The organism is Acidithiobacillus ferrooxidans ATCC 23270, assembly GCF_000021485.1.
Lineage (GTDB): Bacteria > Pseudomonadota > Gammaproteobacteria > Acidithiobacillales > Acidithiobacillaceae > Acidithiobacillus > Acidithiobacillus ferrooxidans.
Genome location: NC_011761.1, coordinates 2,416,010 through 2,430,566 on the forward strand (window position 1 = coordinate 2,416,010; position 14,557 = coordinate 2,430,566).

At 58.2% G+C, this 14,557-nt stretch carries 16 protein-coding genes; 8 read left to right on the forward strand and 8 right to left on the reverse strand.

The window, feature by feature from the left end; genetic code table 11:
- Window positions 1-106: 106 nt before the first annotated feature.
- Window positions 107-559 (forward strand): hypothetical protein, encoded by a 453-nt coding sequence (locus AFE_RS12440; RefSeq protein WP_009567548.1) that lies wholly within the window; start codon window positions 107-109, stop codon window positions 557-559.
- Window positions 560-665: 106 nt separating this feature from the next.
- Here the strand turns inward: AFE_RS12440 and AFE_RS12445 are convergent, their stop codons facing one another.
- Together AFE_RS12445 and AFE_RS16405 are read right to left on the reverse strand one after the other, a co-directional pair.
- On the reverse strand, window positions 666-968 hold the full coding sequence (locus tag AFE_RS12445; protein WP_157293205.1) for a superinfection immunity protein: 303 nt from the start codon (window positions 966-968) through the stop codon (window positions 666-668).
- Window positions 969-1,006: 38 nt separating this feature from the next.
- A complete protein-coding gene (locus AFE_RS16405) occupies window positions 1,007-1,300 on the reverse strand; it encodes a hypothetical protein (RefSeq protein WP_009567550.1) in 294 nt (97 codons plus the stop codon).
- Between the two features lie 336 nt (window positions 1,301-1,636).
- Between AFE_RS16405 and AFE_RS12455 the strand changes: the two genes are divergently transcribed.
- Complete coding sequence (locus AFE_RS12455) at window positions 1,637-2,113, forward strand: GNAT family N-acetyltransferase (protein ID WP_012537350.1); 477 nt, start codon at window positions 1,637-1,639, stop codon at window positions 2,111-2,113.
- A 27-nt stretch (window positions 2,114-2,140) separates the two neighbouring features.
- Here AFE_RS12455 and AFE_RS12460 read toward each other — a convergent pair whose 3' ends face one another.
- Window positions 2,141-4,429 (reverse strand): tetratricopeptide repeat-containing sulfotransferase family protein, encoded by a 2,289-nt coding sequence (locus AFE_RS12460; RefSeq protein WP_012537351.1) that lies wholly within the window; start codon window positions 4,427-4,429, stop codon window positions 2,141-2,143.
- A 100-nt stretch (window positions 4,430-4,529) separates the two neighbouring features.
- On the reverse strand, window positions 4,530-4,931 hold the full coding sequence (locus AFE_RS12465; protein WP_009569596.1) for a DUF2784 domain-containing protein: 402 nt from the start codon (window positions 4,929-4,931) through the stop codon (window positions 4,530-4,532).
- A 180-nt stretch (window positions 4,932-5,111) separates the two neighbouring features.
- Between AFE_RS12465 and AFE_RS12470 the strand changes: the two genes are divergently transcribed.
- The 3 genes from AFE_RS12470 to AFE_RS12480 are packed head-to-tail and all read left to right on the forward strand — an operon-like array spanning window position 5,112 to window position 7,843.
- The gene (locus AFE_RS12470; protein WP_012537352.1) at window positions 5,112-6,887 is read left to right on the forward strand and encodes a ribonucleoside triphosphate reductase; all 1,776 of its coding nucleotides are present in this window, start codon (window positions 5,112-5,114) and stop codon (window positions 6,885-6,887) included.
- Complete coding sequence (gene nrdD, locus AFE_RS12475; RefSeq protein WP_226833920.1) at window positions 6,859-7,113, forward strand: anaerobic ribonucleoside-triphosphate reductase; 255 nt, start codon at window positions 6,859-6,861, stop codon at window positions 7,111-7,113. The genes AFE_RS12470 and nrdD overlap by 29 nt, the downstream gene beginning before the upstream one ends.
- Window positions 7,114-7,120: 7 nt before the next feature.
- A complete protein-coding gene (locus AFE_RS12480) occupies window positions 7,121-7,843 on the forward strand; it encodes an anaerobic ribonucleoside-triphosphate reductase activating protein (protein WP_012537353.1) in 723 nt (240 codons plus the stop codon).
- Between the two features lie 8 nt (window positions 7,844-7,851).
- Here AFE_RS12480 and AFE_RS12485 read toward each other — a convergent pair whose 3' ends face one another.
- The 4 genes from AFE_RS12485 to ubiT form a co-directional block, all read right to left on the reverse strand.
- On the reverse strand, window positions 7,852-9,384 hold the full coding sequence (locus AFE_RS12485) for a lipoyl protein ligase domain-containing protein (RefSeq protein ID WP_012537354.1): 1,533 nt from the start codon (window positions 9,382-9,384) through the stop codon (window positions 7,852-7,854).
- Between the two features lie 13 nt (window positions 9,385-9,397).
- Complete coding sequence (locus tag AFE_RS12490) at window positions 9,398-10,276, reverse strand: U32 family peptidase (protein ID WP_012537355.1); 879 nt, start codon at window positions 10,274-10,276, stop codon at window positions 9,398-9,400.
- A 77-nt stretch (window positions 10,277-10,353) separates the two neighbouring features.
- Window positions 10,354-11,364 (reverse strand): ubiquinone anaerobic biosynthesis protein UbiU, encoded by a 1,011-nt coding sequence (gene ubiU / locus AFE_RS12495; RefSeq protein WP_012537356.1) that lies wholly within the window; start codon window positions 11,362-11,364, stop codon window positions 10,354-10,356.
- 30 nt (window positions 11,365-11,394) lie between these two features.
- On the reverse strand, window positions 11,395-11,847 hold the full coding sequence (gene ubiT, locus AFE_RS12500; RefSeq protein ID WP_226833922.1) for a ubiquinone anaerobic biosynthesis accessory factor UbiT: 453 nt from the start codon (window positions 11,845-11,847) through the stop codon (window positions 11,395-11,397).
- Window positions 11,848-12,164: 317 nt separating this feature from the next.
- On the opposite strand from ubiT, the gene AFE_RS12505 reads away from it, so the two are divergent.
- The 3 genes from AFE_RS12505 (at window position 12,165) to AFE_RS12515 (ending at window position 14,557) form a co-directional block, all read left to right on the forward strand.
- Window positions 12,165-13,298, forward strand: coding sequence for an NAD(P)H-dependent flavin oxidoreductase (locus tag AFE_RS12505; protein WP_236608966.1), 1,134 nt, complete (start codon window positions 12,165-12,167; stop codon window positions 13,296-13,298).
- A gap of 45 nt (window positions 13,299-13,343) precedes the next feature.
- Window positions 13,344-13,691, forward strand: coding sequence for a hypothetical protein (locus AFE_RS12510; protein ID WP_012537358.1), 348 nt, complete (start codon window positions 13,344-13,346; stop codon window positions 13,689-13,691).
- 155 nt (window positions 13,692-13,846) lie between these two features.
- Window positions 13,847-14,557, forward strand: a complete 711-nt coding sequence (locus tag AFE_RS12515; RefSeq protein ID WP_049759485.1) for a c-type cytochrome — start codon at window positions 13,847-13,849, stop codon at window positions 14,555-14,557.

Consider the following 14,557-nt stretch of genomic DNA (forward strand, 5'->3'; position numbering starts at 1 on the left):
CGGCGCGGGACGGTTCCATCCATCCGGCACGGGGTGGCCATATCGGCCCCCCGTGCCGGGCCGTTTCCGGGTGTAATCCAAGGAAAACGATTTCGAGGAGAATGACATGAGTGGATCAACAGGGATATTCGCCAATGTTCAGGGCACCGTCGGCGGTTTGCTGGCGGATCTGGTCAACACGGTGGGCGGTCTGCTGGGCGGGATCACCGGCCAGGGCAACGGCGCGCAAGTCCAGGTGGACAAGCTGGCTTCCGTCTCCATCAATACGCCGGGGGGCAGCGCCAGCATCGCCCAGGTGAGCGCCACCACCAGCAACGGCAGTGCCGGCGGGGCACTGGCCGCGGATGTGCAGGGCCTGCTCGGCAGTCTCGCCGGCGGGGTGGTGAATGACCTCGGCAGCCTCCTGGGCGGACTGGGCGGCGGTCAGGGGTCGGGCTTCGCCCTGTCGGTGGGCGGTCTGGTGTCCATCGGCATCAACCAGACACCGGCACAGGCGTCCCTGCTGTCCCTCGGCATCAACACGTCAGCCAGTGGCGCAGGCGGTCTGGGCGGCCTGTAGCCCTCCGCGGGCGCTCACGGCCCGCAGACCACTTTCCGCGCGCCGGTCACCGAGATCGGCCGCTTTTTGCCATCGCCGGGCCCAGGGCCTTGGCTCAAGCGCCTGCTCAGTGGCCCATCAGCATCAGCGCCACCGCCAGCAAGGCACCGCTCACCGCAAGGGCGACCCTCCCTGGGCGCAACGGCGGGTGTTCGTCTCCGCGAAAATAGTATGGCGCCGGTTTCCCGACAAATATCATGGGGCTGGACCAGCGTGCCTGTTTCCAGACCTGCCACCAGAACACTCCCGTCCATCCCAGCAATCCATTCAGCAACAGCAGCCTGCGCCAATGCGCATGACGACAGCCGTTTTTCCAGGCGCGGACGGAGGGCAGGAAGTAGATCAGGACGACCATCCAGATGAATGCCATGGGAATACTTCGGTACATGAGCCTGTTCCGGCGTCGTTCTATGACGGCTTGCCGAGCGCGGAATGTTGCCATTCCGGGAACGGGACGCCAGGCCGGGCGCCGTCCGGTCCGGCGAGATCCTGTGCCAGCCTGCTCAAGCGCGCTTCCAGAAAAATCAGGGAGAATATCCACTCGTCCAGTTCGGCGGGCTCGCCGCTGGCCTGATGAAAGCGCAGCTCCGCGGCCAGATGCCCCAACTCCCTCCGCACCAGATGAAGCTCCTCGAGCAGGTGCGGTGAAGCCGGCGCGGCGTCGGCAGGCGCCGCACTCCGGTGACTCGAGCTTTCTGCCATATGCTCCGGCGCTGTATGCACGACGATGCCTCTCCCGAATGAAACCCTGTGTCGGCATACGCAATTTTTGCGCCAAACCGGGCGTATGGCCATGTGCCGATATTTATTGGATTACCTGCGGGTCCGATTTCCACGGCCGGGGTAAATGGCGTTACGGACCGCAACAAAACGTTACCGTATGGCGTTGAGGTACCGCTATTCCACGGGATTCTCCGGGTTTGACAGATCGCCCAGCCTGCCCCAGAGTAATGGCCGCTTACAGCGCCGTCCGGGCATTTGTCGGCCCCCTTGGGGAGGACGGTGCGAGGATCTTTTGAACAGATAATGGGAGTATTCGTGCCGGCAATCCGTCCTGCAGAAGCAAGCTATGTGAACATGCCACCCGCTTACCGGCCCAGATTCTTTGCGGGGCTGGTGGCCTACCAGACGACGCAGTTGCAGCAAGCGATGGGATATTCCCAGGAAGTGGCGCACGATCTGGCATACCATCAGATCCAGGGCGTCCAGCAGGACGACGCGGGCCTGACCCACCGTCACCTGGTCGCGGCGAAGTGGAAAAAGAACATCATCGGCGGTGCGTGGTATATGGCGGTGCCCGAGCGGGCGTCCTCCCTGCTGTGGATCATGATCGAGGACGCGCACCGGGGACAGGGACACGGCCGCAGGCTGCTGGCGCACGTGGCGGAGCAGGCGCGCGCGGCGGGGGCCACCGGCCTGGTGCTGCACGTGTTCACCGCGAACACCGCGGCCGTCACCCTGTACCGGAAGCTGGGGTTTTCCGATATCGGGAAGGAAATGTTCCTCTCCTGGTGAAAGGTGCCGGGCCGCAAATCCGGCTTTTCAGTCCCCCTGCCCGAGCGCGGTCAGCAGCGGCGCGAGGTGTCCGGTGTAAGCTTCCCATTTGCCGATGGCCGAACGGTAGATGGGCTCTTTGACCTGCAGGCGGCTGGCCGTCTGCAGCATCCGGGTGTTTTCGGTAAAATCCAGGCAGCGCGGATCGTACTCCAACTTCAGGAATTGCAATATTTCCCGGATGCCGTTTTCGGGGTCGGCGACGATGTCTTCATAGCCTACGGTAATGACATCCTCCGCCATGCGGGATTGCCATTGGGCGAGGGTTTTCAGATGCGCGCGATAGTATTTTCCCAGGCTGTCGAGGTCGTGGCTGTAGGCATGGTCCCCGACCATGTTCTGCTGAAATATGGAAAGGCAGTTGTCGCGCGCATCGCGTCGGCAGTAAATGACTTTTGCTTCCGGGAACAGGAGTTTTGCGCTGCCCAGAAACAGAAAATTGGTGGGCAGCTTGTCGATAAAGTATCGGCTTCCGGTCCATCGGTGCCGGATCCTGTCCAGATACCATTGGCGAATTGCGCCGATGTGATCCGTCAGGTTTTCGGAGTCGAGGCGCAGGCTCCGCAGTTTGGCGGCGGCCTGGGGAAGATGCCGGAGTTCGCCAAGGCCGTCGATGTCGGCGTGCATGTCCAACATCTGATGCAGCAGACTGGTTCCGGACCGGGGCATGCCGACGATGAACAAGGGGGTCGGACCGTTTGGCGTCGCCACCGCCATGCGGCCCTTCCAGCGATCATACCTGTCCAGGTCATTCCGCAGGGTGTCGGCCATGGCCTGGAAATCGAAGGGTTCGACCTTTTGCAGCATCTGATGTCCCTGACGGTAACAGGCGAACGCTTTGGCGTATTGCCGATGGCTGTGGTGGTGGTTTCCGGCAATGAACCAGGCGTTGACGGCGTAATTTTCCCCTTCTCCGCCGCTTTCCCATGACAACAGTGGTTCTATCAGTGCGAAAGATTCCGCGTAATTTTTCTGTCGTTGGAGTATCTCGGCAAGGGCGACCCGCACCCGAAGGTCGGTGGGCGCCAGATTCCCGGCCTTCCGCAGAGTCGTTTCGGCAGCCTCGACCTCGCCCAGTTTCTCCAGGCAGATCGCCAGGTTCACCAGCGCTGCGGCGTTGTCCGGCTGGTTTTCGAGCAGCTTGCGGATCATGCCCTCTGCCGTCCGGCATTCTCCCATGTGGATCAGGGCAACGCTCAGATGAAATTGCGCATCCGCAGACTCCGGCAGAAGTTCCAGCGCCCTGTGGAAGGTCTCCACCGCCTCATCCACATACTTCAATTGAAACAGTGCCCGCCCTGACAAGATGAGGGCATCGACATGGTCAGGCTTCAGGTTTAACGTGTGCAGCAGCACTTCCAGGGTTTCGGGATAACGACCCTGCTGGAACAGCAGGGTACCCAGAGGATAGCGGAGAGAATGGCTCTGGGGATGATCGGCGATGGCGGATCGAATGTACGCCTCGGCTTCCCGTTCGCGTTGCTGTGCCACGAGATTCTGAAAAATATAATGTCCGACATCCGCATGCACGGAATAGGTATCGGCGGTTCTTCTGAATATTTCTTCCGCTTCGGTCAACCGGCCCTGCTCCTGCAGGGCGATTCCCAGACCGATCAGCAGCGACGGATTTTCGCCGTACAGATGCATCCGCCGCCGGAACAGGGCTTCGGCGCCGCAATGGTCGCCGGTGGCCAACGCGAGCATATTCCTGTGATGCAGGGCGACGGCGTGGTTGGGGTCCGTGTCCAGCGCCTTGTCCAATAACACCCGCGCGTCTTCCTGCCGGCCCTGCTGCGCCAGCGTGACGCCCAACTGGACGAGGCAATCCAGACATTCCGGGCTGCGCGCCAGCGCTTCGCGAAAGGCACGTTCCGCTTCCGGGAAACGCTGGCAGGCGAGGAGCAGGAGCCCGTAGTTATACCATGCGGGCACGAAATCGGGCTTCGACGCGATGGCTGCGAGGTAAAGTTCTTCGGCGGCCACCAATTTGTTTTGATGAAACAATATGAGTGCGAGATTACTGAGGGTATCCGTGTGGTGACCATCCACGGCAAGCGCCGCCCTGAATGCGCGTTCGGCCAGGTCCAGTCTGGCACTTCCGGCCGTGGCCTGCCCTATGGTGGTGAGGAGGTTTATTTTTTCCGCCGCCGGGATGGCCGTTGCCTGTTCGATCAGCGTGATCGCGTCACCGTATTTTTGTTGGGAATAGTGGCTTTTTATGGCTTCCAGGGCAACATGAGCGGCGTCTTTTCCCGAGGGGTCGCGTTTTTTAAACATCCTTCATTCCTGTCCTGATGTAGTCGTTGGCGTCCTATGCGAATGGAGCATCATACCTTATCCGGCATAAGAGGCATCAGCTCCATTCCGGGTTCATTCTTCATGGCCTGCGCCAGGGCAGGACGGGCGGCACCTTCCACCACAGCAGCAGCACGCCGATCCAGACCAGGACATAGATCGAGGTGAAAAAAGACATGGGCAGGTGCCAGAACAGCAGATGGTCGATCCAGGTCTGGATCAGGGGCAGACGGTAGCCCCGCCGCCCTGCCGCTTCCTGCAGTTCGCTCTGCCAGATGGTCAGAAAGCAGGCAGTGCCCAGCAACGCCTGTACGGCCACCACCAGGAGCGCCGCGAGGTGGAGGGCCCGCCACCAGAAGATGCGGACCCACCGCCAACCCCGCCAGGCACCCAGCGGGATGGCGATCAGGCCAAAGACGTTGAAGGCGATGATCAGGATATGAAAAGCCAGAATCGCCTGAGCCAGCCAAAGTTCATTCTGCATGTCCGTTCTCCGTTGCGGAACCATTGTACACCTGCTGACCCTGGGGATGATTCCAGTTCCACTTTGCTGTTGACGAACCCAATATATGTGCTAAATTATCTATTGAGATGTCTATATATTGTGTTCTACCGTTCCGAGACGCGACAGCGCCGGTTCGGTGCCGGTCGGGAGAATATGGCGATGAACGATTCTTCGGTGTTGCAGCGAAACGGCGCAAGGGTACCTTTTGATCCAAAGCGATTGCGCGGGGATCGCCAGGCGATGGTAGACGCCATCACTTCCGTGAATGAGTACCTGGATCGGGAGGATTGGCGGATCAACGCCAATGCCAACCAGGGTTATTCCCTGGGGGGCCTGATCCTGAACATTGCCGGGAAAGTCACCGCGAACTACTGGCTGAGCCATGTCTATCCCGAAAAAATCGGTGCCGCCCACCGCGAGGCCGACCTGCATATCCATGATCTCGACATGTTGGCCGGTTATTGTGCCGGATGGTCCCTCCGCACCCTTTTGCAGGAGGGTTTTAACGGCGTACCGGGAAAGGTGGAGGCGGCACCGCCGCGTCACCTGTCGAGCGCCGTCGGGCAGATGGTCAACTTCCTCGGCACCCTGCAGAACGAATGGGCAGGCGCACAGGCCTTCAGCTCCTTTGATACCTATCTGGCGCCGTTCGTCCGCAAGGATGGCTTGTCCTACCGCGAGATTCGCCAAAACATCCAGGAATTCATCTATAACCTGAATGTCCCTTCGCGCTGGGGTGGCCAGACGCCGTTCACGAATGTCACCTTCGATTGGGTTTGCCCTGACGATCTGAAGGAACAGGTTCCCGTCATCGGCGGAGAGGAGATGCCTTTCCGTTACGGCGATCTGCAGGCCGAAATGGAACTGATCAATCAGGCTTATATCGAGGTCATGAGCGAAGGCGACGCCAGGGGACGGGTTTTTACTTTTCCCATACCCACCTACAACATAACGTCTGATTTTCCGTGGGATTCGGAGAATGCCGAAAGGCTGTTCGCCATGACTGCCAAATACGGCCTGCCCTACTTTCAGAATTTTATCAATTCCGAGTTGCAGCCCAACATGGTGCGCTCCATGTGTTGTCGCCTGCAGCTCGACCTGCGTGAACTGCTCAAACGTGGGAATGGTCTTTTCGGGTCCTCGGAACAGACCGGTTCCATCGGCGTGGTGACCATCAATTGTGCCAGGCTGGGCTATCTCCATAAAAACGATTCGGAAGGTCTTTTCCGTCGCCTGGACGCGCTCACGGAAATGGCGAAAGAAAGTCTGGAGATCAAACGCAAAGTCATCCAGAGACAAATGGACACCGGTCTTTTCCCGTACTCCAAGCGCTATCTGGGTACCTTACGCAACCATTTCTCCACCATAGGCGTGAATGGGATCCATGAAATGATCCGCAACTTCACCGATGACCGCGAAAACATCACCACCCCTGCCGGATATGCCCTCGCCGTTCGTTTTCTCGACCATATCAGAGAACGCATGGTGGCTTTTCAGGAAGAAACCGGCCACATGTACAACCTCGAGGCAACCCCTGCGGAAGGCACCACCTATCGTTTCGCCAAAGAGGATCGGAAGCGCTTTCCCGATATTTTACAGGCAGGTCTCCCGGATAAGCCGTACTACACCAATTCATCACAACTGCCCGTAGGCTTTACGGACGACCCTTTCGAGGCCATGGAACGCCAGGAGGCGTTACAGGCGAAATACACCGGCGGAACCGTTCTTCACCTGTATATGGGGGATCGCGTCTCCAGCACCGAAGCCTGCAAGCGCCTGGTGCGCCGCGCACTGGAACGTTTTCGCCTGCCCTACATTACGGTGACGCCGACCTTTTCCATCTGCCCGGTGCACGGATATCTATCGGGAGAACATCCATTCTGTCCGATCTGTGATGAAGAACGACTTGCTGAAAAACGGCGGCATTCCGCCTGAACCGAGAAAGGAGAACATCATGTATCCTGAAATGACGAACCAAAATCCTCTTGAAATGGAACTGGCGGATGACGAAAGACAACCCTGCGAGGTTTGGACGCGGGTCATGGGTTACCACCGACCGACTTCTTCTTTCAATATAGGCAAGCAAAGCGAGCATTCGGAGCGCAAATGCTTTGTGGAGACCGGGAAGCCGGATACGGTCGTGTCGCGGCCGGTGCATTGACGCGGCGATGAGCGAAGCAGCCACCACGGTGGACATCGGGTTACAACCCCTACCACCATTGGGCGGTTTCGCGCGGTTCAGTACGGTGGATTATCCCGGACATTTATGTGCCGTGCTATACACGCAGGGCTGCCCATGCCGCTGCCGCTACTGCCATAATCCGCATCTGCAGCCGGGGCGTGGCCACTCCGGTATATCATGGCCGGCCATCATGGCCTGGCTGGCCACCCGAGCGGGATTACTGGATGCGGTGGCGTTTTGTGGCGGCGAACCCACCGCTCATAAATCGTTACGGGCGGCACTTCGGCAGGTGCGGGCGCTGGGATTTGGCACCGCCCTGCACACATCCGGAATATATCCCTACAACTTTTCGCAAATGCTGCCTTATGTCGATTGGGTAGGCTTTGATGTCAAGGCGCCCCCCGCCCGTTATGCCGCCGTCACCGGCGTACCGGGAAGCGAGGTCCGGGTGCGGGACTCCATGGAATGGTTGTTGTCCGGCAATGTGGCTTATGAAATCAGAACCACGGTACACCCGGCCATACTCGACACTGCGGACCTGATCGCGATAGCGCGCTGGCTGGAGCTTCTGGGAGTTTCCCGCTGGGTACTGCAATCCTTCAACCCGGCAGGATGCGTGAATGGGGATCTGGTGACCAGCTACGCGCCGATCGACCATGAACTGCTCGATGAGTTGCGTGGATACGTGCCCGACATCTCGGTGAGATAGGCCGCGGGCTAATGACAGGCGTTGCTCTGATGCGCGATATGGATCACCTTTGCCGCCACTTCCAGATCTATTGCGGATTCGGCAATGAATTTACCGGAATATGCCGCCTGCTCCTGCAGGAGGTCATAACAGTTGGCACCCGCTATATCCAGCAACAATGCCGGAATACCTGCCGCCCTGAACGCGTCTTCATGCTTGATATAAAAATTATTGCAGCACATTCCGATATAGCATCGGGTATCTTGTAGCTTGAGCGTTTTCAGTGTCTGCTCCAGATGCTCAAAGTTTTTTACGGTGGTGACCTTTAATCCCTGCCTTCCGGCCAGGTCGTATATATCACCGACGTCGCATTTTCCGCAGCGGGAGCATCCATCCTTATGCCGCCATTTGCACCATGCCGGCTTGGCGCAGTATGGCACCAGCACCGCCTCCGCCTGCGCGGCGATTTCCATGGCGTCCATATCTCCGTCAGGGTCATGGACCATGAACGAATTGGCTGCAGATGCCGTTATGGCAAGTTGTTGAGCTATCCTGTTGCGCTCGAACAGTCTGTGAAATAACTTGATGACATGGCCGGGACTGAATCCGGACATCTCCCACCGTAGATCATAAAGGAGGCTTTCCATGCGCTGTGATATTTCACTTTCCGACGCGCCGTACCATACAGACTGAATTTTTTTAAACAGGTGGTGTGGCCTGACGTAAACATTGCCACCAATTTTTGCGGAAGATATTCTGAGCTCGTCGTCCAGTGTGATGCTGCCGTGGAGTACGCCACCGGATGTCGCCAGAAAGCCACTATAAGTGCGGCCGTGATCTGGTTCAGGAAATTGCTCATGACCGCCACGCGGGCTGTGGGATACGCTGTCTATCCACGGCGTATGTACGAGGGTTTCCAAGTTGCACATTTGTGCCATGAACCGTGCCAGGGATTCCTTCAGATTTACCAGATCCGCCGCGCTCTGGTTTTGTAGCGTAGTGAAGTGGAGACCGGCTGTATGTATGCCGTCCACTGTCAGCTTCTCTTTTGGCACGCGCAATGCGCGAAGCATCGTACTGATGTCCAAGGATCTGTATAGCGTGCCATTCGCGACGATGACATCATCTTGCATTCCGACGTAGACGCTGCCCAGCTTTCTGTTGTTTGCGTAGATATCGTTTGGTTTATGGAAATAGACATTTTCGTATCCGCTACTGCTCAGGCCGTTGCAAACCGCCATGCAAAGCCTTTCCAGCCATTGCGCCATACTGAACTCCTGCGCCTGTATGGTCAGGCTCCAGGCAACCTGGTCAGGATACAGATATGCTGTCCCGCCCCCTGTTATACGGCGGATAACCGGGATGGACCTGGCCCGACAATAAGCCGTTCGCACGGCAAAGTCCTTGTCCTCGAAGGCGCCCAGGGCCACCGCGTGGCCATTTTCATAAAAACGTAACATTGGTAGCGATTCCATGCGCGTAACGATCATCTGATGCGCATCGAGAATGATATTATCTGCGGCATCCCGAAGCCCGCTATCTCCCCATAACAGCTTATCCATAACCCCTCCTTCCTCAATGTCCCTGCACAGGGCTGAACTGCATGCCGGGTTTGCCGTACCAATAGCCGTTACAGGCTGGCGAGCCATATTCAACGGGGGGGCTGATTTCTCCATTCAACACCGCATGGAATGCCCGTATGACGGACTCGGTGGCGGTAAGTTGCGGGGATATGCGGACGATGTCCATGCCCATTTCCGACATGGCCACCGTCTCATTCAAGAGGTTGCACGGAATGCCGGACTGAAGCTGAATGCCATTGATGGTAAACAGGCGTTCCTGCTCCTGGGTGAATAGCGCACGCCCCTCCGGATCCTTTATGCATCGCAGTTCACACGCATCCTTACCGACGTTATCCGCCCGGGCGGTGAAACAGCGGGCGGAAAATGACAGAGGCAGATAACCATAGGCAAACGCCTCGGTTTCCATGGTCTCAGGACGCGTGTTTTGTAACATGGCGATGGTCGTGGCCGGCAACTCCACCGGAGGAATCCATCGCCTGCCTCCCAGATCGGCCAGGAGCGACAAGGTTTCGGCGTTATAACAATTGATATGGGGTCCGATGACGAAGGGACCCCGCCCCGCCAGCAGATGAACCGCCGACATGTCGTTGGCTTCCACCAGGTAATGGGTATTCGCACAAATCCTTTCCAGTTGCAGAAGGTCTGAATTGGCTTCCAGAAGGGCCAGTGTGGACAGCACGACCTCCTTGCCTGCATCGGTCAGACGCGCCGCGATGTCGAGCCAGTCGGCGCTGCGCAGGGCGCGTCGTTTTGCGCACACGGTCTCGCCCAGATAAACGATGTCCACCGGCCAATGTTCTGCGCGCCGGTAAAACTGCTCTATGTTTTCCTTCGACCAGTAATAGTGAATCGGGCCTAGCGAGATCTTCATTCTCCGTATCTCCTTATTGAAGGGCGCGGTCTTGTTGTGTAAAAACCCATTACGAAGGCGGGCATACCGGACGGACATCAATGCCAGGGCCGGTGATAGGCCCCGAGCGTATGCGTCTGTCCTTCGGAAAGACGATCGAGAACCGCGGTCCATTGGTTTCTGACCAGATATCGCGCAGGATCGGCGGCGCAGGTATCTATGGCTTCGCGCAGAACGCGGGCGACGGACGCCACGTAGGCCGGACTTCGCTGCCGGCCTTCCACCTTGATGGCGGCTATGCCGTGGTGCAACAAATCCGGCAATACATCCAGTATGTTCAGGCTGGTAGGCTCCTCGATGGCGTAATAGGCCTGGGCGTCTGTGTAGTACCGCCCCTTGCACAAAGTGGGGTAACCAGCGGCCTCATTCAGGCCGTGACGGTCGATCAATACGCCGTTCAGGCGAGACTCGCGGCCCAGGGCCGTCTCCTCCCAGCGTACGGACTCCGCTGGGGAACAAACGCCGCTGGCATTCGGGGAGCGTCCCGTAATGTAAGATGACAAGGCGCAACGGCCTTCCACCATGACGCACAGGCTTCCATAGCCAAATACCTCGATCTCCACCGGGCTGTTGGCTGTGGTGTGCCAAAGTTGTTGCAAGGACAGGACCCTGGGCAGAACGGCACGTTGAATGCCAAATCGCTGGTGGTAGAACTCCAGGGCCTTGTAAGTGGTGGCGGATGCCTGCACGGAAAGATGCAAACGGAGATTGGGGTGATGGGTTGCGGCATAACGCAGTAGTCCCGGGTCAGCCATGATCACGGCATCTATCCCCAGTTCCGCGGCGCGATCCACCGCGGTGGTCCAGATCGCCCAGTTATGTGCCTGTGGGTAGGTATTGATGGCGAGAAGCACCTTTTTGCCGGCGCGATGCGCATATTCCATGCCTCGCGCGGTCTCTTCCGGACCAAAGTTCAGTCCCGGGAAATTGCGGGCATTGGTATCGTCGCGAAAGCCGATATATACGGCGTCTGCACCATTATCGACCGCGGCTTTCAGGGCAGGCAGTCCCCCAGCGGGGCAGACCAATTCGGGTTTGCGGTGGTTCATGTGAAATCCTCTCTGATGTCGGGCCGTTAGTCAGGGCTGCAGCGCACGGTCCAGCAGGTCGTGCAGGCGTCTGTCGGCATGCGTGTTGCGGATGGCGTGGTCGATGGCCCGTCGTATTCGGGGGCCGAGCGGGGCAGGCAGGTAACCGACCGGAGCCAGCCAGTCCAGGTCTATGGAATCCAGAATATTCTTGAGCTGGAGTCCAACGGATGTTTCTCCTTCCAGTACCAGACGGCGCGCGAAGAACAGGGTGTCCGGATCTTCGAGACGTAGCGCGAGGCGGCAAAGATCTTTCGCATTTCCGGCGATGCGCAAATCGACCGGACCGGCACGGGTGGGGGCGATTCTTCCTTGCCTTATCACCAAACGTAGTGATTTCCCAAGGTCGGACACCTCGACCACGATACGTCGCCCTTCCATCTGCAGGAAATCCGCTTGATACCTCGCCAGAACCCGGTTGGCCAAGCCCATGAAAATGGCCATGAATACCGGGTCCATAAGAATAGTTGTTGCGGCGATAAATGGACGTTTTAGGGTACGTCCGTGTTCCAGGAAGGTTTTCGTCATATGTTTTTGGGGGAAACCAAGCATTATTGCCAGGGGGGAATAGCGCTGCGAGCGTAAGACTGTCCTCCCCTTCCCCATTTCTCCTTTATCGGTGGCTGCGCGCTATCGGGATGCTTCATCGCGTTGTTGACATTCATGCAAGAAAGCGGTACACCTGCATCGTACCAAACAATAAACGGATGTGTAAGTATTTAGTAACATGATGGCTCACGGGCGCAGATGAGGTGGTTAAGATGGACTTGCCATACCTGAAGATCAAAGGACGGTCCCTACTCCCGGTGATACAGGGGGGTATGGGTATTGGTGTTTCCGCACACAGCCTGGCTGGGGCGGTGGCTGCGGAAGGGGCGGTCGGAACGATTGCCAGCGTCGAGTTGCGGCGATTGCACGAGGACCTGATGCGACACCTGCGACGCCTGAGAGACCCCGCAGCCTCGGCCCAGGCAAACCTGACCGCACTGGATCGGGAGATTCAGGAAGCACGGCGAATCGCCGGCAAGGAGGGGTTCATTGCCGTCAATGTCATGCATGCCATTTCCGGCTATCGGGAGCACGTGCTTCAAGCCATCAGGAGTGGGGTGAACGCGGTGATCGTGGGCGCGGGTCTGCCCATGGATCTGCCCACACTGGCTGCGGAATTTCCCAACGTCGCACTGATCCCGATCCTTTCGGAAGCGCGCGGCGTGCAGGTGGTGGTGCGCCGCTGGATGCGCCAGAAGCGCCTTCCGGACGCCATCGTCATCGAGAACCCCCAGTTCGCGGGCGGGCATCTGGGCGCCACCCGTCTGGAGGACGTTGCGGATTCCCGGTATGGTTTCGCCAATGTTTTGCCCGCGATCCGCAAACTGTTCGAAGAATTAGGCCTGAAAGCCGACCAGATTCCACTCGTCGCCGCCGGAGGGATCTCTTCCTTTCAGAAAATGCGGGAGATATTTTCTCTCGGCGGCAGCGGCGCCCAGTTGGGCACCCCCTTCGCCGTAACCACCGAAGGCGACGCACACATCAATTTCAAACGTGTCCTGGCGGATGCGATGCCTAAAGATCTCGTGACATTCATGAGTTCGGCGGGTTTACCCGCGCGCGCGGTGCTTACCCCCTGGTTGCGCCGCTACCTGGGACGCGAGAGGAGGCTGCGCGCCTGCGCGAGCCCCGATCACTCGCAGTGCCCCAGCCAGACGGAGTGCTTGGTTCATTGTGGTTTCAAGGATGGGCATTCATCTTCCGGACAATTCTGCATCGAGGCGCAGCTCGCTGCTGCGCAACGCGGTGACGTAGAGCATGGACTGTTTTTTCGCGGCGCCGGACAGTTACCCTTTCGGACAACAGATCAGAAGCGTTCGGGAGCTTTTTGCCACGCTGCTGGGTGAAACCGCGCAGACCTCCGTGGAGGAGTGCATACCCAGGGTAGCTGTATGACCCTACCCCTCCGGCAAAAGCAGATCGGCGCCGCCATGGCGGATTTTTTTGGGAATGTCCATCAGTTAATCACCAGGTTGGCGAATGCTAACACGCTAAAAAATAGCCACTCAGCGTCTGGAGCCGTTTCTATGTCGATGATTCGCCTTTTAACGGAACGGGGCATATGGAAAAACCCTTGCGTTTCCGCGTTGCACCATAATAATTCATGCACCATGTTGCGTGCCGGGTTGATCAGCAATCCGTTGCATGGTGCCGGCGCGGTTGCGCGTTTGCAAAATAAATTGTTGCGTCATGGTGTTATGCGCACACAAAGCGCGACTATGGGCCCACAAGAAATATGAATGGCGCGCTGACAAACATCATCTATATAATGCTCTTAGAGAGGTCCTTCCTGTGAATATGTAATAAGGGTTTTTATTTACAACCGGCCCATAACTATCCACAAGCGGTAAAATGAGATTGATAGTTGCCAGCCCTAACAACCAAGGTGCCACATATGCTACAAAAAAAACCGCGTTTATCCGTTATCCCACTATTCTCTATGGCAATGGTCATGGCTTCGGCGGCCTATGGCTCCCCTCTCGCCCAAACGGTCTCCGCCGCCCCCGCAGCGGCTACGGCCAGTGCGGTCAGTGCTACCGCGGCGACGGCATCCGTCACCGCAAGCGGTATCCCCACGGTGGTGCAATCCACCTGCATGGCCTGTCATGGCATGCAGGGCATAGCGGCTGACGGGGGCATGTTCCCGAACCTGGCGGGGCAATGGAAGCCTTACCTTTTGCGCCAGCTCGATCACTTCAAAACCCATGTCCGCGCGGACCCGCAATCACCCATCATGTGGGGGATGGCGGCTCCGCTGACGGCCGCGCAGATGCAGCAGGTCGCCGACTACTTTTCCTCCCAGAAACCCGCGTCGGGACACGTTTACGATCCCAAACTCGTGGCCGAAGGGAAAAAGCTGTACTTCGGTGGTCTGCCCGACAAACACATGCCGGCCTGCATGGCCTGCCATGGCGCTACACTGGCCGGGCTGCCCCCTTATTTCCCCAGACTGGCCGGGCAGAAACGCACCTATGTGATCAATCAACTCACCTATTTCAAATCCGGGCAGCGGGTCGCCACCCACAAGGGCATCATGCAATACGTGGCTTCCAGACTGAACCCGAAACAAATCACGGCACTGGCCGCTTACATAAGGTCCCGGTGA